Annotated in this window: 33 protein-coding genes; 21 read left to right on the forward strand and 12 right to left on the reverse strand. The window is 64.4% G+C overall.

The features are described 5' to 3' along the window. Nucleotides 1–138: 138 nt before the first annotated feature. From EEB18_RS01875 to EEB18_RS01905, 7 genes are all read left to right on the forward strand, one after another. Complete coding sequence (locus EEB18_RS01875) at nt 139–315, forward strand: hypothetical protein (protein WP_167346272.1); 177 nt, start codon at nt 139–141, stop codon at nt 313–315. Nucleotides 316–459: 144 nt separating this feature from the next. Continuing rightward, nucleotides 460–2,112 carry an FAD/NAD(P)-binding protein gene (locus EEB18_RS01880; protein ID WP_187140424.1) on the forward strand — a complete coding sequence of 551 codons (1,653 nt, stop codon included), beginning with the start codon at nt 460–462 and terminating at the stop codon, nt 2,110–2,112. Then, the gene (locus EEB18_RS01885; RefSeq protein WP_056350247.1) at nt 2,109–2,648 is read left to right on the forward strand and encodes a DUF1543 domain-containing protein; all 540 of its coding nucleotides are present in this window, start codon (nt 2,109–2,111) and stop codon (nt 2,646–2,648) included. Before EEB18_RS01880 ends, EEB18_RS01885 begins: the two co-directional genes overlap by 4 nt. A 91-nt stretch (nt 2,649–2,739) precedes the next feature. After that, the gene (locus EEB18_RS01890; RefSeq protein WP_056350245.1) at nt 2,740–3,171 is read left to right on the forward strand and encodes a pyridoxamine 5'-phosphate oxidase family protein; all 432 of its coding nucleotides are present in this window, start codon (nt 2,740–2,742) and stop codon (nt 3,169–3,171) included. A gap of 114 nt (nt 3,172–3,285) precedes the next feature. Continuing rightward, entirely contained in the window at nt 3,286–3,768 is a 483-nt protein-coding gene (locus tag EEB18_RS01895; RefSeq protein WP_187140425.1) for a GFA family protein, read from the forward strand. A gap of 7 nt (nt 3,769–3,775) precedes the next feature. Next, a complete protein-coding gene (locus EEB18_RS01900) occupies nt 3,776–4,318 on the forward strand; it encodes a PRC-barrel domain-containing protein (RefSeq protein WP_235535730.1) in 543 nt (180 codons plus the stop codon). 26 nt (nt 4,319–4,344) lie between these two features. Next, nucleotides 4,345–5,211, forward strand: coding sequence for an alpha/beta fold hydrolase (locus tag EEB18_RS01905; protein WP_056350239.1), 867 nt, complete (start codon nt 4,345–4,347; stop codon nt 5,209–5,211). Nucleotides 5,212–5,342: 131 nt separating this feature from the next. Here the strand turns inward: EEB18_RS01905 and EEB18_RS01910 are convergent, their stop codons facing one another. The 3 genes from EEB18_RS01910 to EEB18_RS01920 form a co-directional block, all read right to left on the reverse strand. After that, nucleotides 5,343–5,618 (reverse strand): hypothetical protein, encoded by a 276-nt coding sequence (locus EEB18_RS01910; RefSeq protein WP_054727924.1) that lies wholly within the window; start codon nt 5,616–5,618, stop codon nt 5,343–5,345. A gap of 79 nt (nt 5,619–5,697) precedes the next feature. Next, nucleotides 5,698–6,489, reverse strand: coding sequence for a DUF1206 domain-containing protein (locus EEB18_RS01915; RefSeq protein WP_187140426.1), 792 nt, complete (start codon nt 6,487–6,489; stop codon nt 5,698–5,700). Between the two features lie 163 nt (nt 6,490–6,652). Next, nucleotides 6,653–7,444 carry an alpha/beta hydrolase gene (locus EEB18_RS01920; RefSeq protein WP_262408067.1) on the reverse strand — a complete coding sequence of 264 codons (792 nt, stop codon included), beginning with the start codon at nt 7,442–7,444 and terminating at the stop codon, nt 6,653–6,655. A 66-nt stretch (nt 7,445–7,510) separates the two neighbouring features. On the opposite strand from EEB18_RS01920, the gene EEB18_RS01925 reads away from it, so the two are divergent. Beyond that, complete coding sequence (locus tag EEB18_RS01925) at nt 7,511–8,446, forward strand: SDR family oxidoreductase (RefSeq protein WP_187140852.1); 936 nt, start codon at nt 7,511–7,513, stop codon at nt 8,444–8,446. Between the two features lie 190 nt (nt 8,447–8,636). Further along, nucleotides 8,637–8,933: a plasmid stabilization protein gene (locus EEB18_RS01930; protein ID WP_187140858.1), complete on the forward strand. Its 297-nt coding sequence runs from the start codon at nt 8,637–8,639 to the stop codon at nt 8,931–8,933. Between the two features lie 38 nt (nt 8,934–8,971). On the opposite strand, the gene EEB18_RS01935 is transcribed toward EEB18_RS01930, so the two are convergent. Then, complete coding sequence (locus EEB18_RS01935; protein ID WP_187140851.1) at nt 8,972–9,196, reverse strand: hypothetical protein; 225 nt, start codon at nt 9,194–9,196, stop codon at nt 8,972–8,974. A gap of 362 nt (nt 9,197–9,558) precedes the next feature. On the opposite strand from EEB18_RS01935, the gene EEB18_RS01940 reads away from it, so the two are divergent. Further along, nucleotides 9,559–10,590 carry a mannose-1-phosphate guanylyltransferase gene (locus EEB18_RS01940; RefSeq protein ID WP_187140850.1) on the forward strand — a complete coding sequence of 344 codons (1,032 nt, stop codon included), beginning with the start codon at nt 9,559–9,561 and terminating at the stop codon, nt 10,588–10,590. Nucleotides 10,591–10,620: 30 nt separating this feature from the next. Here the strand turns inward: EEB18_RS01940 and EEB18_RS01945 are convergent, their stop codons facing one another. Beyond that, on the reverse strand, nt 10,621–10,884 hold the full coding sequence (locus EEB18_RS01945; RefSeq protein ID WP_056350231.1) for a DksA/TraR family C4-type zinc finger protein: 264 nt from the start codon (nt 10,882–10,884) through the stop codon (nt 10,621–10,623). A gap of 102 nt (nt 10,885–10,986) precedes the next feature. On the opposite strand from EEB18_RS01945, the gene ligD reads away from it, so the two are divergent. From ligD to EEB18_RS01965, 4 genes are all read left to right on the forward strand, one after another. Beyond that, a complete protein-coding gene (gene ligD, locus EEB18_RS01950; protein ID WP_187140849.1) occupies nt 10,987–12,870 on the forward strand; it encodes a DNA ligase D in 1,884 nt (627 codons plus the stop codon). Next, complete coding sequence (gene xth / locus EEB18_RS01955) at nt 12,867–13,670, forward strand: exodeoxyribonuclease III (RefSeq protein WP_187140848.1); 804 nt, start codon at nt 12,867–12,869, stop codon at nt 13,668–13,670. Before ligD ends, xth begins: the two co-directional genes overlap by 4 nt. Continuing rightward, nucleotides 13,667–14,044, forward strand: a complete 378-nt coding sequence (locus EEB18_RS01960) for a hypothetical protein (protein ID WP_187140847.1) — start codon at nt 13,667–13,669, stop codon at nt 14,042–14,044. The genes xth and EEB18_RS01960 overlap by 4 nt, the downstream gene beginning before the upstream one ends. A 183-nt stretch (nt 14,045–14,227) precedes the next feature. Beyond that, nucleotides 14,228–15,112, forward strand: a complete 885-nt coding sequence (locus tag EEB18_RS01965; protein WP_054727942.1) for a Ku protein — start codon at nt 14,228–14,230, stop codon at nt 15,110–15,112. A gap of 38 nt (nt 15,113–15,150) precedes the next feature. Here EEB18_RS01965 and EEB18_RS01970 read toward each other — a convergent pair whose 3' ends face one another. Next, nucleotides 15,151–15,393 (reverse strand): KTSC domain-containing protein, encoded by a 243-nt coding sequence (locus tag EEB18_RS01970; RefSeq protein WP_235535728.1) that lies wholly within the window; start codon nt 15,391–15,393, stop codon nt 15,151–15,153. 123 nt (nt 15,394–15,516) lie between these two features. Between EEB18_RS01970 and EEB18_RS01975 the strand changes: the two genes are divergently transcribed. Together EEB18_RS01975 and asd are read left to right on the forward strand one after the other, a co-directional pair. Then, complete coding sequence (locus EEB18_RS01975) at nt 15,517–16,395, forward strand: GNAT family N-acetyltransferase (protein ID WP_187140846.1); 879 nt, start codon at nt 15,517–15,519, stop codon at nt 16,393–16,395. Between the two features lie 301 nt (nt 16,396–16,696). Continuing rightward, nucleotides 16,697–17,419 (forward strand): archaetidylserine decarboxylase, encoded by a 723-nt coding sequence (gene asd, locus EEB18_RS01980; RefSeq protein ID WP_262408068.1) that lies wholly within the window; start codon nt 16,697–16,699, stop codon nt 17,417–17,419. 130 nt (nt 17,420–17,549) lie between these two features. Here the strand turns inward: asd and EEB18_RS01985 are convergent, their stop codons facing one another. Continuing rightward, entirely contained in the window at nt 17,550–18,503 is a 954-nt protein-coding gene (locus EEB18_RS01985; protein ID WP_262408069.1) for a class I mannose-6-phosphate isomerase, read from the reverse strand. Between the two features lie 269 nt (nt 18,504–18,772). On the opposite strand from EEB18_RS01985, the gene EEB18_RS01990 reads away from it, so the two are divergent. Both EEB18_RS01990 and EEB18_RS01995 read left to right on the forward strand, forming a co-directional pair. Beyond that, nucleotides 18,773–18,958, forward strand: coding sequence for a YdcH family protein (locus tag EEB18_RS01990; RefSeq protein WP_054733396.1), 186 nt, complete (start codon nt 18,773–18,775; stop codon nt 18,956–18,958). 227 nt (nt 18,959–19,185) lie between these two features. Next, entirely contained in the window at nt 19,186–19,665 is a 480-nt protein-coding gene (locus EEB18_RS01995) for an Hsp20 family protein (protein WP_056350218.1), read from the forward strand. Nucleotides 19,666–19,755: 90 nt separating this feature from the next. Here EEB18_RS01995 and EEB18_RS02000 read toward each other — a convergent pair whose 3' ends face one another. Further along, entirely contained in the window at nt 19,756–20,025 is a 270-nt protein-coding gene (locus EEB18_RS02000; RefSeq protein WP_056350216.1) for an usg protein, read from the reverse strand. Then, complete coding sequence (locus EEB18_RS22635; protein ID WP_056350214.1) at nt 20,022–20,249, reverse strand: hypothetical protein; 228 nt, start codon at nt 20,247–20,249, stop codon at nt 20,022–20,024. The genes EEB18_RS02000 and EEB18_RS22635 overlap by 4 nt, the downstream gene beginning before the upstream one ends. A 260-nt stretch (nt 20,250–20,509) precedes the next feature. Here EEB18_RS22635 and groES point away from each other — a divergent pair, with 260 nt between their 5' ends. The 3 genes from groES to EEB18_RS02015 all read left to right on the forward strand — a co-directional run bounded on the left by groES (nt 20,510) and on the right by EEB18_RS02015 (nt 22,744). Next, on the forward strand, nt 20,510–20,824 hold the full coding sequence (gene groES / locus EEB18_RS02005) for a co-chaperone GroES (protein WP_187140845.1): 315 nt from the start codon (nt 20,510–20,512) through the stop codon (nt 20,822–20,824). Nucleotides 20,825–20,869: 45 nt separating this feature from the next. Then, nucleotides 20,870–22,489: a chaperonin GroEL gene (groL, locus tag EEB18_RS02010; protein WP_187140844.1), complete on the forward strand. Its 1,620-nt coding sequence runs from the start codon at nt 20,870–20,872 to the stop codon at nt 22,487–22,489. A gap of 72 nt (nt 22,490–22,561) precedes the next feature. Next, entirely contained in the window at nt 22,562–22,744 is a 183-nt protein-coding gene (locus EEB18_RS02015) for a hypothetical protein (protein ID WP_187140843.1), read from the forward strand. Between the two features lie 65 nt (nt 22,745–22,809). On the opposite strand, the gene EEB18_RS02020 is transcribed toward EEB18_RS02015, so the two are convergent. The 3 genes from EEB18_RS02020 to EEB18_RS02030 all read right to left on the reverse strand — a co-directional run bounded on the left by EEB18_RS02020 (nt 22,810) and on the right by EEB18_RS02030 (nt 24,327). Beyond that, on the reverse strand, nt 22,810–23,013 hold the full coding sequence (locus EEB18_RS02020; protein WP_054727962.1) for a hypothetical protein: 204 nt from the start codon (nt 23,011–23,013) through the stop codon (nt 22,810–22,812). 168 nt (nt 23,014–23,181) lie between these two features. After that, the gene (locus tag EEB18_RS02025; RefSeq protein WP_187140842.1) at nt 23,182–23,355 is read right to left on the reverse strand and encodes a hypothetical protein; all 174 of its coding nucleotides are present in this window, start codon (nt 23,353–23,355) and stop codon (nt 23,182–23,184) included. Between the two features lie 153 nt (nt 23,356–23,508). Then, complete coding sequence (locus EEB18_RS02030) at nt 23,509–24,327, reverse strand: type 1 glutamine amidotransferase domain-containing protein (RefSeq protein ID WP_316248983.1); 819 nt, start codon at nt 24,325–24,327, stop codon at nt 23,509–23,511. Nucleotides 24,328–24,409: the final 82 nt, after the last annotated feature.

The following is a 24,409-nucleotide window of genomic DNA, read 5'->3' on the forward strand; positions in this document are numbered from 1 at the left end:
CTTTTATTCGCGCCGCGAAACGCCGCGATGCGGCCAAAGTTGCGCACGGCGGCGAAGATAAATCTGGGCGATCGCAGGCAACTTTCGCCCGCGTCCAAGGGTTTCTTGGACCAGAACCCACAGCCAATGGAGAGTATCATGAGCGTTAAGGGACAGATCAAGGAAGCTGCCGGCTATGTGAAGGAAGAAGCCTTCGAAAACGGCGACAGCCCCGAGGCCAAGCGCAAGGCGCAGGAAGGCCGCGACCTTCGCAACGAAGGCCGCATCGAAGACGGCAAGCCGCCGAAGACGGGTACGCCCGGCACCGAAAACTAATCCTCCCGCCAAGTTGATGGCCCCCTTCGGGTCCGCGCATGCGGACCCTTTTTTTGGCTGGGCGCCCCGGAGCAGCTGAGGAGAATTCGCATTGACCCAGAGCAAGTCGGCCGAACTTCTGCGCGCCCGGAGCATTGTCGCAACATGACACCCCGCATAGCCTTTGTCGGAGCCGGCCCGACCACGCTCTACACGCTGCATGCGCTTCTCGCCCATCACCCCTCGCCCTTCCGTCTTGCCGTGTATGAAGCGCAAGCGAGCGCGGGCCGCGGAACGCCCTATCGCCCCGGCTGGAACGACCCCGCCATGCTGGCGAATATCGCCAGCATCGAAATCCCGCCGCTTGCCGAGACGCTGTGCGACTGGCTGATACGTCAGCCGCCGGAGCGCCTCGCCGATCTCGGCATCGATCCCGATGCGATCGGCGAACGGACCTTCTATCCGCGGGTCGCGCTCGGCGAATATTTCCGCGACCAGTTCGACGCCGTTATCGACATGGCGCGCGCGCGCGGTATCGAGGTTGAGCTGCGCACGCGATGCCGCGTCGAGGACGCGGTCAGCACGTCGGGCGCGATGATACTCAAGGTTCGCACGAGGTCGGGCGAACTCGCCGACGAGGCTTTCGATCATGTCGTCCTCGCGACGGGCCACCAATGGCCCTCCGAGCCCGAGGTTCGGCCGGGCTATTTCCTCAGCCCCTGGCCCGCCTCGGCTCTGGCCACGGTACCGCCCTGCGATATCGGCATTCGGGGCAGCTCGCTCACGGCCATCGACGCCTGTATCGCGCTCGCCAACATCCATGGCTCGTTTGACGAAACCCGGGACGGCGAGACGCATTATCGTCCGGCATCCGCCACTGATGCATTCCACATGACGATGATGTCGAGGAAGGGTCTGCTCCCCGAAGCCGATTTCTATGCGCCGCTTCCCTATGAGCCGCTCGCCATCTGTACCGAGGAGGCGATCACGCGTCTCGTCGCGAGCGAAGAAGACCAGCTGCTCGATGCCGCCTTCGCACTGTTCAAGGCGGAGCTTGCCGCTGCCGATCCCCCTTACGCCGCGGGCATCGGCCTGGAGAACCTCGACCTCGAGGGCTTCTGCGAAGCCTATTTTGCAAGGCGCGCAGCGAGCGACCCATTCGCGTGGGCCGAGGCCAATCTCGCCGAAGCGCAGCACGACTATGCCGCTAGGCACACAGTCGCCTGGCGTTACGCTATCCTGCGCATGCACGAAACTCTCGCGCTTCTCGTGCCATATCTGGAGGGAACGGACTACCGCCGCTTCGTCCGTTACTTCAAGCCGGTGTTCGTCGACGATTATGCCACCGTTCCCCACAAATCGATCCGGCGGCTGATCGCGCTCCACCGCGCCGGGAGGCTCGATGTCATGGCGATCGGCGACGATTACCGCATAGACACGAGCGGCGAAGAGGCAGGCGCGTCCCTGATCCTGGGCGGCGAGCATCGGCATTTTGAGGTGTTTATCGAGGCGATGGGCCAGCGCCCACTCGGCGCCGCAGCCTTTCCATTCCCCTCGCTGCGCCAACAGGGGATAGTTCGCGATGCATCCCCTGGCGCCGGCAAGGCGGAGGCGCGGGGCATCGCGATCGACGATGCCTTCCACCCGATTGCAGAGGATATCCCGGAATCCCGCCTCTACTGCCTCAGCCTGCCCTTCCTGCTCGGCCGCCACCCTTTCATCCAGGGAATAACAAGCTCGCACGAAATGGGCCTGGTGGTCGGAGAACAGCTCACAGCCGCGATCGGCGAGGCGACCGCTGAGGAGAAGGCCGCGTGAAGCTCTTCGCCATATATGTCGGAGGCGAGATGGCCGGCGCCAATATCGAGCTGCACGACATGCGCTTCGTCGCCGCGCCCACGATCACCGACACTTATGATGCGCTCCGCCGCCAATGGTGGGGCACGCCGGGCAGCCTCCATATCGACTGCTGGGCCGAGATCGATCACGCCGATGGCTATGACATAGTTTTGAAGACCGCGCCCTTCGAGGGTCCCGAACGGCTCTATTATGTCAATCTAGGCGGCTATGTCCGGGGCGAATTTCTCGAGCGCCACCGCAATCTTTTCATCGTCGCGGACACGCTCGCGCGGGCGAAGTCGCGCGCGCTCGCATCGGTGCGGCAGTGGGTGCAGCCGCACCGCGACGAGATGTACGAGGCCGAGCAGGCCTTTGCACTCGACGCGGTCGCCGCCGAAGCCCGGCTCCACATCCATCTCGTGCCCGCCCCGCGGCGCGAGCTCGCGATCACCTGCGAATATCGCCCGATCCGCGCGCCGCGCCAGCAAAGCCGGACCGCCGCGACCGGCCCCTGACCCAAGCCGCGAGGCGCAGCCCCCCTCCGCAACTCCCGCCTTCGCGGCGCATTGATGCAGATACAGACGCTCCAGACAAAAGGCTCCTCCCATGACCATGACGATCGAACAGCTTTCCGAGAAGATGAAGGATATCGACTTCGCGATGCTCGCCACGCACACGGCGGGCGGCGCCATCGGGTCGCGGCCGATGAGCAACAATCGCGAAGTCGATTATGACGGCGACGCCTGGTTCTTCACCGACGAGACGTCCCTCATGGTCGCCGATATCGCGGCCAACCCGAACGTCAATCTGAGCTATCAAGGCAAATCGGGCCTGCTCGGCATGCGGCCCTTCTTCCTCGCCGTCGAGGGTCACGCAACGCTCATCCGCGACAAGGCCGCATTCGCCGAACATTGGACGAAAGGACTCGAACGCTGGTGGCCGGACGGTATCGAGACGCCCGGGATCGTCCTCATCAAGGTCTCGGGCACCCGCGCGCATTATTGGGACGGGGAGGATGAGGGCGAAGTTCAGCTCTGACAAGGAAAGACATGCCGCCACGGTTCCCGGTCGGTGAAGGACAAAGAGAAGCCACCACCCCATCGGTCTGCCATTACCCTCTCCGATACCCGCGCCGCGAGAAAGGCGAGCTCCATGCCGAACGCTTCCGACAGCGACAATGCAAGCGCCGGAGAGGTTGCGTTCGAAGGGGGCTGCGCTTGCGGCGCGGTTCGGTACCGCCTCGAAGAAAAGCCAATTGATAGCGGCTGGTGTCACTGCCGTGTCTGTCAGCATGTCTCGGGGTCGGGCGGCATGGTCTTTACGACGGTCCATCTCGACCGGTACCGCATCGTTGCGGGCGAAGAGCATATCGGACGCTTCGCATCGACCAGCTTCGGCACGCGCAGCTTCTGCCGGACGTGCGGCTCGCCGCTAACGATCCATGTGCGCCACCAGGCCGATGAGATCGATATTGCGGCGGGGACGCTGGACGATCCCGAAGAGATTGCACCAGCCTTCCACCTTTATACCGCCGAGGCGCCGAGCTGGATGCCGATGATGGCGTTCCTTCCGAGCTACAAGGCGCTGCGACCGAAGACGCGGGGGCTCGACGAGGGGGTCACGGAGGCGGGCTGAGGCGTAAATGAAGACCGCGCCCCAGGAGCCGCACGTGGCAAAATCGCAACCGCTTTTGCAGCGGGGCGTTTCCTGGTCAGATCATGACGATTTCGAGTTCCGCCGCGTAGAACCGGAGCTCGATCCGCTACTGAAAGGACAAGACATGCGCATCCTCATCCTCGGTGCCGGCGCCGCACTTTTTCTCGCCGCTTGCGACAGCAAACAGGAAGCTGCCGAGGACAGGATGGAACGTGCAGCCGAGACCAGCGCCACGGTCGCCGGCCCCCTCCCTGCGGCGCTCGGCCTCAGCGAGGCACAACTCCTCGATGCCGAAATCGTCGGCGCGGACGGGAAGGATCTCGGAGACGTATCGCAGGTGCTGCGCGGCGCCGACGACAAGGTGGACCGTCTCCTCGTCGAGCTCGATGGCGTCGGTCCCGACCGCTATGTTCATGTCCCGGTGCAGGGCCTCAAGCCTATCGTACGTGGCGACGACACCGATCTTCAGACGAGCATGACCAAGGCCGACCTCGATGCGCTGCCCGAAGTGAAACTGCCAGCCCCTTGAGATCGTGACGCGCGAGGAGCATCGACTTGAACGGAGAAACCCTCCATCGGCGGATCGATGTCGGCGGAGTTGATATCTTTTACAGGGAGGCAGGACCGCCCGACGCTCCGGTGCTGCTGCTGCCGCATGGCTATCCCTGTTCGTCGTTCGAGTTTCGCAATCTCCTGCCGCGGCTTGGCGATCGGTGGCGGCTGCTCGCGCCCGACTATCCGGGCATGGGCTACAGCGATACGCCCGAGCATTTCGACTATAGCTTCGACGGCTATGCGCAGCTTCTCGACGGGTTCGTGCGTGCGCTCGGCGTCGAGCGCTTTGTGCTCTATCTTCACGATTTCGGATCGCCGATCGGCGCGCGTCTCGCGATCATGCGGCCTGAACGCATCCTCGCGCAGATCATCCAGAATGGGGACATTCCCTATGAGGATGCGCTGGGCGACAAATATGCCGAGATAGAGAAGAGCTGGTCGCTTCCCGAACCCGAGATGCGCGCCGAGATCGGCAAGGCAATCAGCGAGGATGTTTTTCGGGAGGAGTTTCTGAACGACGTGCGGCCCGATCTCGTGCCGCGCATTCCGCCGGACCTCTGGAAACTGCACTGGTCACTGATCAACCCGCGGCGCCGCGAAATCGCGATCGACCTTATCGGGGGCCTCAAGGCCAATCGCTCGTGGTTCGGCGCGCATCGACGCTATCTGCGCGAGCACCACCCGCCGACGCTCATCGTCTGGGGTCCGCAGGATTTCTATATGCCCGAGAAGTCTGCGCGCGCCTATTTGCGCGATCTCCCCGCGGCCGAGCTGCATCTGCTAGACGGCGGCCATTGGCTTCTCGAAACCAACCTCGACGAGGTTGTCCCGCTGATCAGGGACTTTCTCGATCGGACGCTGTGCTGAGAAGCGACGCCGAACCGCGTTCCCTTGCCTTATCCCAGCGGCGCCAACTGCCAGCAGCCTGAGCCGGGCCACCGCAACGATAAAGGGCGCCGGAACCGGCGCCCTTCACCCTGCCCTTAGGGAAGGCAGTCTTATTTCTTCTGGGTGTCTCCGACGCCGGTTTCGGACGGAGCGATCTCGCCATTGTCGTCCATCGCGTTGGCCTTTTCTTCGCCTTGCTCTTCGACGACATCGGCCTTCTGCTCCATTGCCTCTTTGGCGGGACCTTCGGGCATCGCGTCGGCCTGATCGTCGATCGCCTCGGCCTTCGCTTCGGCCTGATCCTCGACCTTGTCGGCGGCGGGGCTCTGGCAGGCGCCGAGCGCGAGGGCCGAGGTTGCGGCGAGGGTTACAAACAGCTTTTTCATCGAGACTCTCCCTGTTGATGACTGCCCTGCTAACGCGGCGAAGCCCACAGGGTTCCGCGGGCCTGCGCAATGGGCATCGTCAGCGTCGCGCTGCCATGATCCGAGCGATCATATCTTCATCGCGAAGCCGCCGCCAGCGGGCCTCGACGAAGCTGTGTACGCCGAACAGGAACAGCCCGGCGGCAACGAGCAGATAGAGCGGCGGATTGTCGGTGAGCGCCGAGAGCGCGTCGCCGAGGCCCTTGACCTCGCGGGCAGCGCCGAACCAGCCGCCGCGCACGAGCGAGGCGCCGATGACCGCGAACACGACCGCGCGCGCAGCAAGCCCCGCCCGCCCGACGGGCACGGTCCATGCAGGTGCTGCCGCATCGAGATCCTTCGCAAAATCGGTGGTCCAGGCCTTGACCGCCTGCTGCCCGGCCGCCGCGAGGAAGGCGGCGCCGACGAGCCCGAGGAGCAGGCCGCCAAGCGGCAGGTCGAGCAGCATGCCCGCCGCCTCTTTCTCGCGGCCGTCTTCGGCGCCGCCGCCTGAGGCAAGGCGAAGCGCCGCCCAGGCGAGAATGAAATGGGCGACGCCGCTCGCGGCATAACCTATCCGCACAGCGACGCCCTTCGCACCGGTTCCCTTGTTTTCGCTGTCGAGCGCCGCCCCGTACAGGCGATAGGCGCCGTAAAGCGCCAGACCCATCGCGAGAAGAGCAAGAAGGATCGAGCCAGCGGGCATATCGCGGACCGAGCGGAACACGGCTTGCGGACTGGCGTCGTCGGCCGACGAACCGGTGAGCGCTATCCATGCCAGCAAGCAATAGACGACGCCGCGCGCGAACCACCCCGTTCGCGCAAATGTCTCGAGCCGCCGCAACCTGTTCATAATGCCTGTCCCCGAATGTTGACCCATCAGGCCAACGCCCGCTGCACCCGACAGTTCCGCGCGGCTCCCACCCCGCCGCGGGTGCCCCCTCTCCCTTCCCGGCCACCCCGCGTCGCTCGCCGACGCCCGTGCGCCCGATGCCGCTGTGACGAAGCTGCGCGGTTCAGCCGCAGCTTTTCGCAAAGGCGCCGGTCACGAAGTCGCGGCCGGTCCGCAGTCCGACCGGGTCGACGCTGTGCGCGACGCCGTAGGAGATATGCGTCTCGACCTCGACGCCGAGCCGCTTCAACTGGCTCTCGGACATGTGCAGCGCCGCGATCGGCACGACGGGGTCGGCCGTGCCGTGCACCAGCAGGACTGGCGGTTTCGACGGAACATGATGCGCGAGATCGGCCGCGCCCGCGAGCATGCCCGAATAGCCGACGATAGCGGCAACGGCGCGGGGGCGGCGAAGGCCGACCTGAAGCGCCATCATCGTGCCCTGGCTGAAACCCACAAGGGCGAGATCGGCCTCGCTGAGGTCATATTGCGCGAGCTTGCGATCGATGAACGCGTCGATCGCCGGCGCTGCCGACGCAGCGCCTGCAGCCAGCGCCGCCGGGGCGAAACCCGACAGCCCCCACCATTGGTAGCCCCCGCCCATTATCGAACATCGCTGCGGTGCATGCGGCGCAAGAAACAGCGTGTCTGGCAAGGCCTCCTGCCACTGCGGCGCCAGCGAAATCATGTCGGAGCCGCTCGACCCGAAGCCGTGGAGCAGCAGCACGATGTTTTTGGGGGCGCCTCCGGAGCGAGGTTGCAGGCTGGCACCGTTCACGATCTTCGACAAACTTCTTCTCTCAGCTTCGGCGGCGCAGGGCGCGCGCCCGGGCGGTAAGGATTGCGACGCTGCATAGGTAGAAAGTCGGCCGCGCATTTCCAGACCACCGCCGCAGCGCAGCTCGGCATGAGCCAAGTGCTCCGCAACCAAGTGTAGGACCCGCCGGTTTGTCGATGACAGGCAGAACAGGAGGAGTCGGCAATGGCACGCAAATCAGAGGCCGGAAAGGTCGGAGAAACCGCGTCCGAGAAGCTCGGAAAACAGACGGCGGCAAGGAAACTGCGGAAGGAGGTCGGCGATACGAAGACGATCCGCACGCCGCCGAAAGACCGGGAATCCGATCTCGACCGCGCGCCAAAATGGGAGCCGCGCTATGCCGGTTCCGACCGGCTCAAGGACAAGGTCGCGATCGTGACCGGCGGCGACAGCGGGATCGGACGCGCGGTAGCCGTATTGTTCGCCCGCGAAGGTGCGGACATCGCCATCGTTTACAAGAGCAACAAGGCCGATGCCGAGGAAACGGCTTCGCTCGTAGGCGCCGAAGGGCGCACCGCGATCCTCGTCAAGGCCGACGTGGGCAAAACCAGCGCCGGAAAGACTATCGTCGACAAGGTCGTGAGCAAGCTGAAGCGCATCGATGTTCTCGTCAACAATGCGGGCGAACAGCATCCGGCGGACGATATTCGCGACATCAGCCCGGAGCAGCTGCAGCGCACCTTCGCCACCAATATCTTCGGCATGTTCTATATTGTGCAGGCTGCGCTGCCGCATCTCAAGAAAGGCGCGGCGATCATCAATTGCACGAGCGTTACCATGTATCAGGGGAGCGGTGGTCTGCTCGACTATAGTGCGACCAAGGGCGCCATTACCGCCTTCACGCGCTCGCTCAGCGAGAATCTGATCGAGAAGGGCATCAGGGTGAATGCGGTCGCCCCCGGCCCGATCTGGACCCCGCTCAATCCACGCGGCGGAGCGCCCGTCGAAAAAGTCGAAAGTTTTGGCGAGACCACGCCGATGAAACGACCGGGAGAGCCCAACGAGGTCGCACCGAGCTTCCTCTTTCTTGCGTGCGACGACAGCAGCTACATGTCGGGCCAGGTCCTCCACCCGAACGGCGGAACGGTCGTCAACGGATAGACCGCGCCGAGCGGCAATCATAGCTGGGCGCCGCCGCCGCTCGCAACGATTGTCACGCGGTGCCGACACGGCCAGCGCGCTCGTGTCCGTCTCCGGAAGCGAGGTCTTGCATGCCACGGATTAGCGTCTTTAGCGGAACCCCAAGATGTTCCGTTGGTTGACCAAAGGGGGCCGGATAGGGAGAATTGTCATGCCCCGTGGGGACAAATCGAGCTACACCGACAAGCAAAAGCGCAAGGCCGAGCATATCGAAGAAAGTTATGAGAAGCGCGGCGTCGGCAAGAAGGAAGCGGAGAGCCGCGCATGGGCAACGGTGAACAAGGAGTCGGGCGGCGGCAACAAGTCGGGTTCCGGCCGTGGCCAGCCCGATACCCATGAAGCCTCGAGAAAAGGTGGTCGCAAAAGCGGTGCGGGCAAGAGCAGCGAAAAGCGATCGGCGGCTGCGAAAAAGGGTTGGGAAACGCGCCGACGAAATACCAAGGGGTAGATGCGGCGCGGGTCGAGCTGCGGCCGAATATAGGGCCCCTACACGGGAGTTCCGGTCCAGGCAGCGCTGCCGTCACCATCATAAGATTTCAGCCGATCGACAAGGCTTCGGCGCTCCGCCGCTACCTCGCGCAGGAGGAGGATCGCGGCCTCCCGGTCGAGGCCGACAGGATCAAGACGGCCTTGATCGATCCTCGCGATGAGATCGGAGAGGAATTTCAGCTCTTGCCCGGCCAGCATCAGAAATGTGTCGCTCTGGTTCATGCCTGTTCAACGCCCCGGCGCCCCGGCGGGCTGCATCAGGCGGAGGTAAAGTCCGACCGGCAAGCCTCCCCAACCTTCGTCGTTGAAGCATTCTTCTCGCCGACTTCGCAATTTCCTGGCGCAACAGGACACGCTGGCCGCGTTCGATCCGGACCACCCATGCGAGAATTCGGTATAACCTGCGTTAATCCGCCCGGTATTTCGAGCCTTTTCGCGGAAACAGGGGCAACTCGCTCGCTTGCGCGGCGTTCGTGCGGACATGGTCCAGCCGGTCGCAAATTTCGAAAACGGCGGAGAGTCTCGGCGCGCTGCGATCGGGTCGAGTTCGCGCGCCTCCGCCCCGACCCTGGAAGGTTGATCCTATGTCTGCGACGATCCAGCCCGTCATTCTTTGCGGCGGCGCGGGTACGCGGCTCTGGCCCGCTTCCCGCGGCGCGCGTGCCAAACAGTTCCTGGATATCATCGGAAAGGAGAGCCTGTTCGCCCGCACGCTCGATCGGGCAACCGGAGCCGGCTTTTCGGCGCCGCTCATCGTGTGCGGCGACGAGCATGTCGCGATGGTGCGCGAGCAATCCGAGGGTCGCGATCTTCGGCTGATCGTCGAGCCTGCGGCGCGCAACACCGCCGCCGCCATCGCGCTCGCGGTCGCTTCGTCGGCCGATGACGTTCTGCTGCTCGTCATGCCGAGCGATCATGTCATCGCCGATGTAGCCGCATTCCGGGGCGCCATCGCCAAAGCCGCCGATCTGGCGCGCGACGACTGGCTGGTCACATTCGGCATCGCCCCCGATCGGCCCGACATCGGCTTCGGCTACATCGCCAGCGGCGCACCGCTCGGCAACGTGGGATTTGCCGTCGCCCGCTTCGTCGAGAAGCCGCCGCTCGCCGATGCCGAAGCGATGCTTCGCGAGGGTGGCTACAGCTGGAACGCCGGCATCTTCCTCTTCCGGGCCGGTCGCATGCGCGAGGCGATGCTCACGCATTGCCCGGCCATATATCGCGCGGCGGAAGCCGCGGTCGCCAATGCGCTGCACGATGGCGATGCCCTGCACGCGGCAAGCGCGCCGTTCGAACAGGCGCCGTCAGATTCGATCGACTCTGCCGTGATGGAGAAAGACGCCCGCGTCGCGGTCGTCCCCGTGTCGATGGGCTGGTCGGACCTAGGCAGCTGGCAGGCGGTGCACGCGCTCGCAGGTGCCGACGCAGCCGGTAATGCTTGCAGCGACGATCTTTTCGCACACGACAGCCACAATTGCCTCGTCCGCGCGCCCGGAAAACGCGTGTCGCTCGTCGGCATGGACAATGTCGGCGTCATCGTCGACGGCGACGATATCCTCGTTATCGCGCTCGACCGATCGCAGGAGGTCCGGGCCGCAGCCAAGGCGCGCGCCTGAAGTCATGCCCCGGCTCGCTTTCCCAAAGGGTCAGCGCAGCTGACTGTCCTTGCTTCCCCGGCGGTTGAAACCGGCCGGACGGCGTTCGGCGTCGCGAAGCGTCTGGCACCCGATGCAGGTACGGCTCGCGGGCAAGGCCTTTCGCCGCGCCTCCGGAATCCGCTCGCCGCAATCGTCGCAATAGTCCGCGCCCTTGCCGGACAGCAGCCGCAGGCGCGCCTCCTTGACGGCATCGCTCACCGTGTCGTCGATCTGCTCCTGAACGGCGCCGTCGCGCGCCCAGCCATTCGCCATGTTGAAGCTCCCTATCTCGGGGACGAAAATGGGAACGCATGGCGGGGCGGGCAAGTTGCCCCGCCACCGGGAACGATCGCGGCGCCGGATGGTCTTGAGTCCATGGCCAGAAAGACCGCCGCACCGAGCCCTGCAGACCGCGCCCCCTCTTCGAAGCGCGGCGAACGAAAGGCTGCGGCTCCCCCGCCCTTTCGTCCGGTCCAGCTGGCGACGCTCGTCGACAGCGTTCCCGCCGGCAGGGGCTGGGTTCACGAGATGAAATATGACGGCTACCGCCTGCTGATCGCGGTCGGCGGCGGCGAGGCCCGCGCCTATACGCGCTCGGGTCTCGACTGGTCGGAGCGCTTCGCGCCGCTCCTCGCCGAGGCCGTAAAGTTGAAGGTGGACAGTGCGTTGATCGACGGCGAAGCGGTCGTGCTCGATGCTGAAGGCCGCTCGCGCTTCCAGTCGTTGCAAAACGCCCTCAAGGCCACCCCGGACAGCATCGACTATTTCGCGTTCGATCTCCTCGAGCTCGACGGCGAGGATCTGACCCCCCTCCCCCTCCTCGACCGCAAGGCGCATCTCGCCAAAATCCTTCCCAAGGCCTCCAGGCATATCCGCTTCTCGGACCATATCGAGGGCAGCGGCGAGAAGCTGCTCGAAAGCTTCTGCGCCGCAGGTCTCGAAGGAGTCATCTCGAAGAAGGCCGACGCGCGCTATGTCGGCTCGCGCGCGGGAAGCTGGCTCAAGGCGAAGTGCATCAAGCGGCAGGAGTTCGTCATCGTCGGCTGGACGCCTTCCGACAAGTCGCGCGCGTTCCGCTCGCTCATGCTCGGCGTGCATGAGAAGGGCGCGCTGCGCTACGCGGGCAAGGTCGGGACCGGATTCGATACCGAGGAGCTCTTCCGCCTCCAGGCGATGATGAAGCCGCTCGAACGAAAGGAGCCGACGGTGAAGGCGCCCCGCACCGAGACGCGCGGCGCGCACTGGATCGAGCCGAAGCTCGTCGCCGAGATCGCTTTTACCGAGATGACAAACGAGGGCACGCTCCGCCACCCGAGCTATCTCGGACTTCGCGAAGACAAGAAGCCGGAGGCCGTGGTCGTAGAGAGCGAAGAAAAGGTTGCGGTGGCGACGAGCATCTTCCCCGTTCCGATCAGCAACTCCGACCGCGTCATCTTTCCCGAGGCGGGGCTCACCAAGGGCGAGCTTGCAGAATATTATGCCGCACTCGCGCCGATCATGCTGCTGTGGGCGGGTTCGCGCCCGATCAGCCTCGTGCGCTGTCCGCAGGGCCGCGCCAAGAAATGCTTCTTCCAGAAACATGATGCCGGAAGCTTCGGCGATTCGGTGAAGCAGGTCGCGATCGAGGAGAAGGATGGCGACAACCAGCCCTATCTCTACATGGACACGCCCGAGGGCCTGATGACCTGCGTCCAGATGGGCACGATCGAATTCCATGGCTGGGGCGCGCGCATCGAGGATGTCGAGAAGGCCGATCGGCTCGTCTTCGATCTCGATCCCGACGTCGGTCTCGATTTCGAGGCGGTGCGCAGCGCCGCCTTCCAGTTCCGCGACATCCTGAAGCAGATGGGCCTCGAGACCTTCCCGATGCTAACCGGCGGCAAGGGCGTCCATGTGATCGCCCCGCTCGTGCCGCGCGCCGAATGGCCCGAGGTCAAGGACTTCGCGCACCGGCTCGCCCGCGCCGTCGCGCAAATGGATCCCGACCGCTTCACCGCCGCCCTCCCCAAGGCGCAGCGCAAGGGCCGGATCTTCGTCGATTATCTCCGCAACCAGCGCGGCGCGACTGCGGTGATGCCCTATTCGGCGCGCGCCCGCGAGGGCGCGCCGGTCGCCGCGCCCATCAGCTGGAAGGAAATGGAGACGATCGACAAGCCGTCGCATTTCCGCATCACCGACGCGAAGGAGCTTCTGAAGCGCGCCGGCCTCAAGGCCCTGCAAGGCTGGGGCCGCGCCGACCAGACGCTGCCCGACCTGTGAAGATCGCGACCTATAATGTGAACGGCATCGCCGGCCGCCTCGACATTCTGCTCGGCTGGCTCGCGCAGGCCGAGCCCGACATCGTTTGCCTGCAGGAATTGAAAGCCCCTCAGGAGAAATTCCCCGAGAAGGCGATCCGCGACGCGGGCTATGACGTGATCTGGCACGGCCAGAGCCGCTGGAACGGCGTCGCGATGCTGAGCCGCGTCGGCGAAATCCACGAAACGCGCCGCGGCCTCCCCGGCGATCCCGGCGACGAGCAGAGCCGCTACATCGAAGCGGCGGTCGGCGGCATCCTCGTCGCCGGCCTCTATCTTCCGAACGGCAATCCCTGGCCGGGTCCGAAGTTCGATTACAAGATGCAGTGGATGGCGCGTCTCGACGCGCATCTGACAACGCTCTTCGATCTCGACGCCCCCGTCGTCATTTGCGGCGACTTCAACGTCATTCCCACCGACCTCGATGTGTACAAACCCGAGAATTGGAAGAAGGACGCGCTCTTCGCGCCCGAAGCCAAAGCCGCCTATCGCCGCATCCTCGACCAGGGCTGGACCGATGCGATCCGCCACCTGCATCCCGATGAGCGCATCTACAGCTTCTGGGCCTATTGGCGGCGCTCGTTCGAACGCAATGCCGGCATCCGCATCGACCATCTGCTGCTGAACAAGCCCGCGGCGAAGCGGCTCGAGGCAGCCGGCGTCGACACCCGCCCGCGGGCGCTCGACAAGACGAGCGACCATGCGCCCGCCTGGATCGAACTTGGCGCGGGCTCCACAAAGCGAAAGCGCAAGGCGTCATGACGCGCACCATCGCCGGCTGGAAGCTGCCACCAGCCGAGAGCGACCAGCTGCTTGAACGGTTCGAACCGCGCTATGCCGAGCTGGTTGCCGACCATGTGACGCTCCGCTTCGGGACCGCCGAGGACACGCCCCTACCCGCCGCGCACGCGGGCGAGATCGTCGGCGAAGTCGACGACGGCGCGGGCGTCCAGGCGCTCGTCGTGCGCATCGGCGGCACCACCGATCGCGGCGACGGCAGCCATTATCATATCACCTGGTCGCTTGGGCCGGGCCGCGAGGCGAAGGAGAGCAACGACGTGCTCGCCGCAACGAAATGGCAGCGGGTGCATCCTCCGATCGCCATCGCGCTCGCGCCCGCGCGCTGGACCGTCTGACAAGCTCGGATCGGCAAGTCGCGGGCCGCGAAAACGGCAGGCGCGCGCGTTCGCGACTGTCCGGCCATTTCCAGCTCCCGCTTTCGATCCCGTTGCGGCGATCGGGCTTCCCTTCCCATCGCCGGCGCGGAACGCTCGGCGACCGCGCGCATTGAAGGAGCATTGGCAAAGGAGTGAGTGACGATGGCTGCGCGCCCTTATTGGAAAGGCCAGATCCGCCTGGCGCTCGTTTCGATCCCGGTCGAGATCTATTCGGCGACGAAGAGCGGGGCGACGATCGCGTTCAACCAGATCCACGAGCCGACCGGCAAGCGCATCAAATATGAAAAGGTCGTCCCCGGCGTCGGCCCGGTCGACGTCGACGAGATCGTCAAGGGATTCCAATATGCCAAGGACCAATATGTGCTGCTCGACGACGAGGAGATCGAAGGGGTCAAGCTCGAGAGCAAGAAGACGCTCGAGCTCACCCAGTTCGTCGAGGCCGAGGATATCGACGAGATCTATTTCGAGAAGCCCTATTATGTCGTCCCCGCCGACGACCTTGCCGAGGAAGCGTTCATCGTGCTGCGCGAGGCGCTGCGCCGCACGGGCAAGGTCGGTCTCGGCCAGCTCGCGATGCGCGGCCGTGAATATGTCGTCAGCATCAAGGCGTGCGGCCGGGGTCTCGTCATGGAGACGCTGCGCTATGCCGACGAGGTCAACAAGGCGGCGAGCTATTTCCGCGACATTGCCGACAGCGATCCCGACGAAGACCTGCTCGACCTCGCGACGACGCTGATCGACAAGAAGACGGGCAAGTTCGACGCGAGCGACTTTCACGATCGCTATGTCGAGGCGCTGAAGGAGCTTATCGAGCGCAAGAAGAAGGGCAAGACGCTCAATCTCGACGACGGGAAGGACGAGAAGGCGCCGAGCGGATCGAACGTCGTCGACCTGATGGCGGCGCTCAAGAAATCGATCGGCGACGGCGGCGGGAAGGCCAAGGCCGCCAGCGCCAAGAAGGCGCCGGCCAAAAAGACGCCGACGAAAAAGGCGCCGACCAAGACCGCCGCGCGCAAGCGCGCATGAGCTGCACCTTCACAATGCCCGCATTCGCAGTCGGGCGCTCAGGCACCGGGACCGAACCGCCGGCGCGCCGGGTTGCGCTCGCACCGGAAATGATCCTTGATATGCGCGTTGAAATAGGCGCCGAGCGAATCCGCAGCGCAGAGCCCGTCGTAGATCGCGCGCGGGACGCCATGATAAAGATATCTGCCGGTGCCCCGGAAGCTGATGGAAAGCACCGACGCCGCCTCGTCATAGGCGACATGGTCGATCATGGTCGAGCGGGTGAAGCGGCGCGCACGCATATGGGCAGAGCGCGCCGCAGCCGCACCGGTTCCCGCCAGGGCGCAGGCGAGCGCGCGCCGGCGGTCCGGGCGAGAGCCCTGTCCCCGCAGACCCGCCCCGCCCGTCCTTTCCGGCCCTGATCGATGGCGAAGGAGCCGACAGCCGACGAGCTTCGCGCAATCGCCGAACACCGCGGGATGAAACTCGTCCGGTCGCGAAAGCGAACGCCTGGCGCCGGCGACTATGGGAAGTTCGGCCTCACCGATGCGGCTGGCAAGCCGCTCCTCGGGATCGGCGAACAAGGGCTCACGGCAAGCGCCGCCGACATCGCGCACTATCTTCGCGGCGGCGCGGCCGACAGCTGGAAACTCTCGGCCGAACGTGAACCCGCGGCGAAGCCTGCCAAGAAGGCACCCAAAGCCGCCGAACCTATCGAGGAGCAAGTACCCATACGTCGACGCGGAAAAACGCGTCCGCCACCGTCACCCGAGCCTGTACGAAGGCGGCAGGATCCGCCGCCGCCGCCGAAAGCCAAGCCGGTGCTGAGGATCGTCAAACCCGAAGCCCTGCCGGAGCCCGAGCTCAGCCTGCGGCCCGCGACGGGCAAGGACCGAAAAGCTCTCGCCCGTCTGCTCGCCCAGCTTGCCGAGCCGCCCAAGCGCATATCGATCGACGCGAATATCGAGGCGATCGGCAACGCCAAGGCCGGGCTTCTCGTCGCCGATGCCGGCGGGCTGGTCGGATGCTGCGCCTGGGCGGTCGTTCCGACCTTGCAGCACGGCCTCGTCGGCCGCGTCACCCTGCTGCTTGTCGACGGCGAGCGTCGGCGGCGCGGCATCGGGAGGGCGCTCCTGACCGCCGCCGAGACGGCTCTCGCCAAGGGCGGATGCGGCACGATCGAGATCATGAGCGACATCATGATCAACAACGCCCACAACTTCCTGCGCGCGCGGAACTATGAGCAGAAGAGTTACCGCTTCGTCCGTTCGGCGGGAGGGGCGCCAAAGGCCCGGCGAGACTGAGCGCGCCCCCTACCCGATTATCTTCCGCTACCGGCCATGCGCCTTCCCTTGCCCCACGACATCGGGATAAAGCATCACCGCCGGAACAACGAGGCGGGCGCCGTCGTCTCTCCCCAGGCGATCGGCTTTCCCTCCGAAGGATCGACCAACGGATGATATCATGTTCGAGCGCCTGACAATTCTTGCCCAGCATGCGATGCCGAAGCGGCGGCTGACCGAATTCGCCGGCCGTGTTGCCGCGTCGTCGGGCCGGCTGACCCCGCGACTGATCCAATGGTTCGTCGCCAAATATGGCGTCGACATGAGCGAAGCGGAAAACCCCGACATCCGCAGCTATGCAAACTTCAACGACTTCTTCACGCGTCCGCTGAAAGCCGGCGCTCGCCCGCGGGCGGAGGCCGATTTCATCTGTCCGGTCGACGGTGCCATCAGCCAATTCGGCGCCATCGACGATCATCACATCGTCCAGGCCAAGGGCCACCGTTTCACCACCACCGCGATACTGGGCGGCGACGCTGCCCTCGCCGCGACGTTTCGCGACGGCAGTTTCGCCAACCTCTATCTTTCGCCCAAGGATTATCACCGGCTGCACATGCCGTGCGACGGGGAGCTCAGACGCATGATCCACGTCCCGGGCTCGCTCTTTTCCGTCAACCCGACGACCGCGCGCGGGGTGCCCGGCCTTTTCGCGCGCAACGAGCGGGTCATATGCCTGTTCGCGTCCGCCACTCACGGCCATTTTGCGATGATACTCGTAGGTGCGACCATCGTCGGCAGCATCGCAACGTCATGGCATGGCGTGGTGAATGCAAAGCGATCGGGCAAGATATCGTCATGGTCCTACGCCCCCGATGAAGTCTCGCTGCGCAAGGGCGACGAGATGGGTCGCTTTCTCCTCGGCTCCACGATCGTGATGCTGTTCGAGAAGCAAGCGATCGCGTTCAACCCCGACTGGTTTCCCGAACGGCCGGTGCGCCTCGGAGAGGAGATGGGAAGCGCCGTAGAAAAAGCCTCGGGCGGATAGCCGATCAACCTTGTAACACGCGCGGCAGCCGACGCGCCTCGCTAGGCGTCTCGGGCGGCAGGACGGTGCCAGGCCAGTTGGCGCAGGCGGATCGCCCTCCATCGGTGACGCGCCAAGGTTGCGCAAGGCGTCAAGGCTTGTGCCAACCCGCCAGAAAACGCGCGCCGGCTCCGGCCTCGATGGTAGTGACGTCCTCGGCCCACAGGCACTCGCCCGCCTGCGCGGTCACGCCGTCAGTTGCGACCGTGCCGCCGAGGGGGACGATCATCGCGCCATCCCTCGCATCGGCAAGCGGCGAAAGGTCGTTGGCGTTCAGGTGCGCGACCACGAGATGACGGCTGTCGAGCAACAACGCGCTCTCTGCGATATCGACTTGGCGGCAGAGATCGCGTGACATTGGCGCGGCCTTCGCGACCGCCGTCCCATCGGCGAGGTGCAGCTCGCGCGGGCGGCCGTAATCGTAGAGACGATAGGTGACATCGACATTCTGCTGAATTTCGACGAGTGTAACCCCGGCGCCGATCGCATGGACGGTTCCGGGCGGAACATGAAAGAACATGTTCGCGCGCACCGGATGCCACTCCATGAGCGCCTCGATAGCACCCGAGCGGGCGGTATCGGCGAGTTCGCGCTCGCCGAGCGCGCGAAGCGTGCCAATTCCGAGCACCGCATCCGGCTCAGCGTCGAGAATGTACCAGCATTCCTCCTTGCCTGCGGGAAGTCCGCGCGCCTGCGCCTGCCGGTCGTCGGGATGGACCTGGATCGACAAGCGCTCGCTCGTGAAGATATATTTCACGAGCAGCGGATTGGATTTGGGCGGACGAAACCAGATTTCGCCGACGCGGCCACCAGTCCGTGCATCGAAGGGCGGAGGAAGCCGATCGACGCCCCAGGGTTTCTCGACCCTGATCGTCTCAAGCTTCTGTGCTTTCATGGTCACATCCATCACTCCCATTCTGAAGCATATGCCGGGTTGGCTCCGGCGCAGCGCATATTCCCAGGCGCGGCCAGGAAGGCGAACAGCGCAAATGGCGCCGGCGACGCGCCGTAAGTGCGGGTAAACCTGTTCCTCGCGAATCGGCATGCTACCGAAACAATGGTCGCCGGGCCGGGTTGCAGCGACTAACCCATGTTGTGACGATTTAGCTGTAGCGCGCCGACCGCCTCTACATCTTTGCTTCCCAATGCCGCCTGTCGTGCCTTCCCGCGGGGCGCCGCGCGATGCTCTTCACAGCTTCCGACAGTCTCCCACAGGCGGACACTTCAACCCCTTGAAATCCTGACCATAGCTTTCCTACATCCACGCCGCAGCCGCTCGGGCTGCAACATCCTCAACTTGGCATGGAGAAGAAGATGTCCAGCAAACATATCGATTATCTGCGGCGCGAGCATGCCCGCCTCGACGCCGAAATCGATCGGGAGGCGCAGCGCCGCCAGCCCGACGAAGTCCTGATTGCGCGGCTCAAGAAGCTGAAGCTGGCGATCAAGGACCAGATCGCGGCATGGAGCCGCGATACCGGCGACAGTCGCGTCGCCTGACCCGATCGCGGAGCCGCGCGCGTTGCGGCTCCGCACTTTGGCGCTGCGGATTTTCGGAACATGGCGCATCCAGAATCTTCGCGCGCGCGACCTCTTGAAATCGAAAAAATGGCTTCCTAATTTTTTCCCGGATGCCGGATTTTCCGGGTCCTGAGGACATAGAGAGCGCCGGCTCTGAGTCCCGGCGCATCTCATGCCCGAATTGCTTCAATCAGGAGGATTTGGAAATGAGAACCGACTTTGACTTCACCCCCTACCGCCGCTCGACGGTGGGCTTCGATCATCTCTTCGACCTGCTCGAGAAGGGGCAGCGCGGCGAAACGTCCGATGGCTTTCCCGCCTTCGACATCGTGCGCGATGCCGATGACCGCTTCCGCGTCACGCTGGCGGTCCCGGGCTTCAAGCCCGACGAGATCGAGATCGTCGCGCAGCAGAACCAACTGAGCGTCACGGGCAAGCCCGCCGAGGAAGACGCCAAGCTCGTCTATCTCCACCGCGGCATCGCGCGCCGCGCGTTCGAGCGCCGCTTCCAGCTCGCCGACTATATCGAGGTCGGCGGCGCGAGCTTCGCCGACGGGCTGCTCTCGATCGAGCTCAGCCGCGTCGTCCCCGAGGCGATGAAGCCGCGCAAGATCGAGATCGGCGGCGGCGACACCGAGCCGCGCCGGATCGGATCGTCGAACGAAAAGACGCTCGAAAAAGCGTAACAACGGGCGGGGCCGCCGTTCAGCGTTGGCCCCGCCCTTCAATATCAAATTGCATTTAAACGCCGGACGGTGGCGGCCGCCGCCCCGATCTCAATCGAGCGAGCGAATGATATCTGCCGCACTCCACTCGGCGGGTCCGATCAGCATATCGTGCGCGATCCGCACCGAGTGGAGTGCGGCTTCGATCTGCCGCCGCCACCTGGCAAGAAAGTCGAACAGCACCGGGAAATCCGGCGGCAGATCATAATCCTGCCAGACGAAGAGCTGGAGCAGCGAGGGATGATCGGGCCGGTAATAATGGATCTCGGCGGTCGTCAGCCCGTAGCCGTCCAACTGTGCGATCAGCGCGCGGTCGGTCACGGCGCGCGCGTCTCGCCGCCATCGAGCGACCGAAGAGCCGCGAGCACATCGTCGACTGGCACCGCTCGCCTCGCCCCCGGGGGTTTGCGAAGCGCGGGCTTGTTGCGGACCGCCGAGCGATCCGATGCCCAGGATGCGAGGAGGGCGCGCTTGACCTCGGGCTCGAGGCTCGGGTGACGCGCCACGTCGAAGGGATGAAGAAAACGGGAAAATGGCTCGGACATGTTCGTGCCTCCTTCCTTGTAGCCTTTCCATTCTCGTCGTGCGGCAAAGCGCCGCAGGGATAAATTTTGGGAGCGAAGCGAGTCGAGTCAAGAGGGTTCAGCCCCCTGATATGGGGCGTAAGTTTCGCGCCAGCGCAGCCATCAAAAAATTTTTGCCGGACCTCTTGAAGCGAAAAAAATCGCTTCCTAGCTCATCCGCGCCGCGCGTCCCGGACAGGCGCGCCGGCTTATCATATCGTTATGCAACATGGAGGTTATGCATGCATTTCCGTCCCTTGCACGACCGTGTGGTCGTCCGCCGCATCGAAGCCGAGGAGAAGACCTCGGGCGGCATCATCATCCCCGACACCGCCAAGGAAAAGCCGCAGGAGGGCGAAGTCGTCGCCGTCGGCCCGGGCGCCCGCGCCGAGGACGACACGGTCACCGCGCTCGACGTCAAGGCCGGCGACCGGATCCTGTTCGGCAAATGGTCGGGCACCGAGGTCCGCATCGACGGCGAGGAACTGCTCATCATGAAGGAGAGCGACATCCTCGGCGTCATCGAGCAGGCCGAGGCGCTCAAGCAGGCGGCGTAACGCCCATCCATCACCCACTGAAAGGACAGCAAGAAGGAGGTAAAAATGGCTGCCAAGGAAGTGAAATTTGCGTCGGACGCGCGTGATCGCATGCTGCGCGGCGTGGATACGCTTGCGAATGCAGTGAAGGTCACGCTGGGCCCCAAGGGCCGCAACGTCGTGATAGACAAAAGCTTCGGCGCACCGCGCATCACCAAGGACGGCGTCACCGTCGCCAAGGAAATCGAGCTTGCCGACAAGTTCGAGAATATGGGCGCGCAGATGCTGCGGGAGGTCGCAAGCAAGCAGAACGACAAGGCCGGCGACGGCACGACCACCGCGACCGTGCTCGCGCAGGCGATCGTCCGCGAAGGCTCGAAGGCGGTCGCCGCGGGGATGAACCCGATGGACGTCAAGCGCGGCATCGACCTTGCCGTCACCACCGTCGTCGAGGATCTCAAGGCGCACGCCAAGTCGGTCGAGGCGAACAGCGAGATCGCGCAGGTCGCGACGATCTCGGCGAACGGCGACGAAGAGGTCGGCAAAATCCTCGCGGAAGCGATGGAGAAGGTGGGTAATGAGGGTGTGATCACCGTCGAGGAAGCGAAGAGCCTCGCGACCGAACTGGAGACGGTCGAGGGCATGCAGTTCGACCGCGGCTATCTCAGCCCCTATTTCATCACCAATGCCGAGAAGCTGAAGGTCGAACTCGACGACCCCTATATCCTCATCCACGAGAAGAAGCTCTCGAACCTGCAGGCGATGCTGCCGCTCCTCGAGAGCGTCGTCCAGTCGGGCCGGCCGCTGCTGATCATTGCCGAGGATGTCGAGGGCGACGCGCTCGCGACGCTCGTCGTCAACCGCCTGCGCGGCGGGCTCAAGGTCGCAGCGGTCAAGGCGCCGGGCTTTGGTGACCGCCGCAAGGCGATGCTCGAGGATATCGCGGTACTCACCGGCGGCAATGTCGTCAGCGAGGAGCTTGGGATCAAGCTCGAGAGCGTCACGATCAACATGCTCGGACGCGCCAAGAAGGTCGTCATCGACAAGGATAATACGACGATCGTCGACGGCGTCGGCTCGAAGTCGGATATCGACGCCCGCATCGCGCAGATCCGCCAGCAGATCGAGACCACGACCAGCGACTACGACCGCGAGAAGCTTCAGGAGCGGCTCGCCAAGCTCGCGGGCGGTGTCGCGGTGATCCGTGTCGGCGGCGCGACCGAGGTCGAGGTCAAGGAGAAGAAGGACCGCGTCGACGACGCGCTCCACGCGACCCGCGCGGCGGTCGAGGAAGGCATCCTGCCCGGCGGCGGCATCGCGCTGCTGCGCTCGCTGAAAGCGCTCGAAGGCCTCAAGGCCGCAAACGACGACCAGCAGTCGGGCATCGACATCGTCCGCCGCGCACTCCGCGCCCCGGCGCGCCAGATCGCCGACAATGCCGGCGAGGACGGCGCGTGGATCGTCGGCAAGCTCCTCGAGAGCGACGATTACAACTGGGGCTTCAATGCCGCCACCGGCGAGTATCAGGATCTCGTCAAGGCGGGGGTGATCGATCCCGCCAAGGTCGTACGCACCGCGCTGCAGGATGCCGCGTCGGTCGCGTCGCTGCTGATCACCACCGAGGCGCTCGTCGCGGAGCTGCCGAAGGAGGAGAAGGCCGCGCCGATGCCGGCGATGGACTTCTGACATATCGAGGGCGGCGGGAAACCGCCGCCCTCACCTGCCATGTTTCTGTGCGGAGCATCAAGGAGATCGGCAATGCCGTTCGGAGGTCATAACATTCGAAATTGTGTGTCGGAGATCAAGCTGCGGCATGGCAAACAGGCCGACTTCATCGTCTCCAAGCAGGTGCAATGGTCGCGCGACCGGGGCAATGACGAAGAGATCGCATTCTGGAACGCCGTGCTGACTGACTTGCATCGAACCGCTTCTCCGCATTGAAAAGGTGGCCGCCAAGGGGCGCTCCGATCCGGGCGGGCGACCGCTTGCCAACCCATGCTTCCTATTCAGTTCGTTCGACCGGTCATGCCGCGGCTTTGCGCCCAGCCGTAAAGATCGGCGATCATGCCTCGCTCGATCTCGGGTTGCAGATAGATCACGACGGCTGTTTCGGCTTCCCTGTCGATGAAGCGCATAGTCGCGTAGAAGACACCCTCTCGCTCGGTGTCGCCGCCCTCGATTTCGTCGGGCCATATCTCAATCGTTCGCACGGGCCTCTCCTTCCCATTCCGCTGTCCGCGATCGATGAAGGGAGAATGCCAAAGTGCTAGGAAGGTTGCACCTGGAATGGGCGCAACCGGGGAATAGAAAAGGCCGGGCCGCATCGAAGTGCGGCCCTGTCCCGAGAGGGTGCCTCGGCGTCACTCTTCTTTCCGACGTCAGCGGTTCTGACGATTCTCGTCGTCGCGGCCGGCCTGGTTGCCCTGGTCCTGGTCATTGTCCTGACCGGGCTGGCGACGCTGCAGATCCTGCTGTTCCTGCTGGCCGGGGTTCTCGTTCGGATTGCGATCGGCTTGGCCGCCCTGCTGGTTGTTCTGTCCCATGTGGGTCATCCCCTTTCCAAACTGCCTGGGCGGCAAGCTTGGAAACGACGCGCCATAAAGCAGCGAGTTCCCGCCGCTTTCAACAGCTTATCGCAAGAATCGCCGTGCCCGCACGCGATCGCCTTTCCACAACTCAACAGTCCCGTGTTGAGCTCGGCACAGCTACGCCCGCGCCTTGCGATCGGCCACCGCTGCGACGATCGCATTGCAGAAGTCGGGCAGGTCGTCGGGACAGCGACTGGTGATGATATTGCCGTCGACCACGACGCTCTCTTCGACCACCTTCGCGCCGGCATTGGCAACATCGGTGCGGATCGACTTGTAGCTCGTCATTCGCTTGCCCGATGCGAGCCCGGCTTCCACAAGAAGCCACGGCGCATGGCAAATCGCGGCAACCGGCTTGCCAGCACCTGCGAAGGCCCGAATGATCGAGATCGCCTTGTCCTCAACCCGCAGCAAGTCGGGATTGATCTGGCCGCCCGGCAGGACGAGCGCGTCATAACGGTCGGTGTCGACGTCGGCGATCTTGAGATCGACTTCGACCTCGTCGCCCCAATCGTCTTCGTCCCAGCCGGTGATATCGTCATCGTCGATCGATGCGATTTCGACCTCCGCGCCGGCGTCCTCCAGACGCTGAAGTGGCACTTCAAGCTCGGATTGTTCGAAGCCATCTGTCGCCATGATCAGGATCCTGCAGCCGGCGAGTATATTGTCCTTGGTCATCGGAAAGCTCCTTTGCTGTCTAACGACCAATGCGCCGCGGCTATCGTCGTTCCCGACCTTGCCCGCGCGCGCTGCTCTTCGTCCTCCTCTATCGACAATGGCCGCACCGATGCTGGGGCCGCGATCGCGTCGAGGACGGCTTCGACAGTATTCCAGAATGGCGGCGACCTTCCGCCCCATCTTTGCAACCTTTCTTCGCCAACTGCATTTCAACGGCGCACGGGCTTCGACGGTGATCGTTCGGTCTGCCGCCGCCATGTGCATCGCTTCGCGTATCGCCGCGGCTGTTCGATCCCACGTCTCAGTCGAATTGCCGTCGGCGTACGCATCCAATCGTCGT

It is taken from the genome of Sphingopyxis sp. OPL5 (assembly GCF_003797775.2).
Lineage (GTDB): Bacteria > Pseudomonadota > Alphaproteobacteria > Sphingomonadales > Sphingomonadaceae > Sphingopyxis.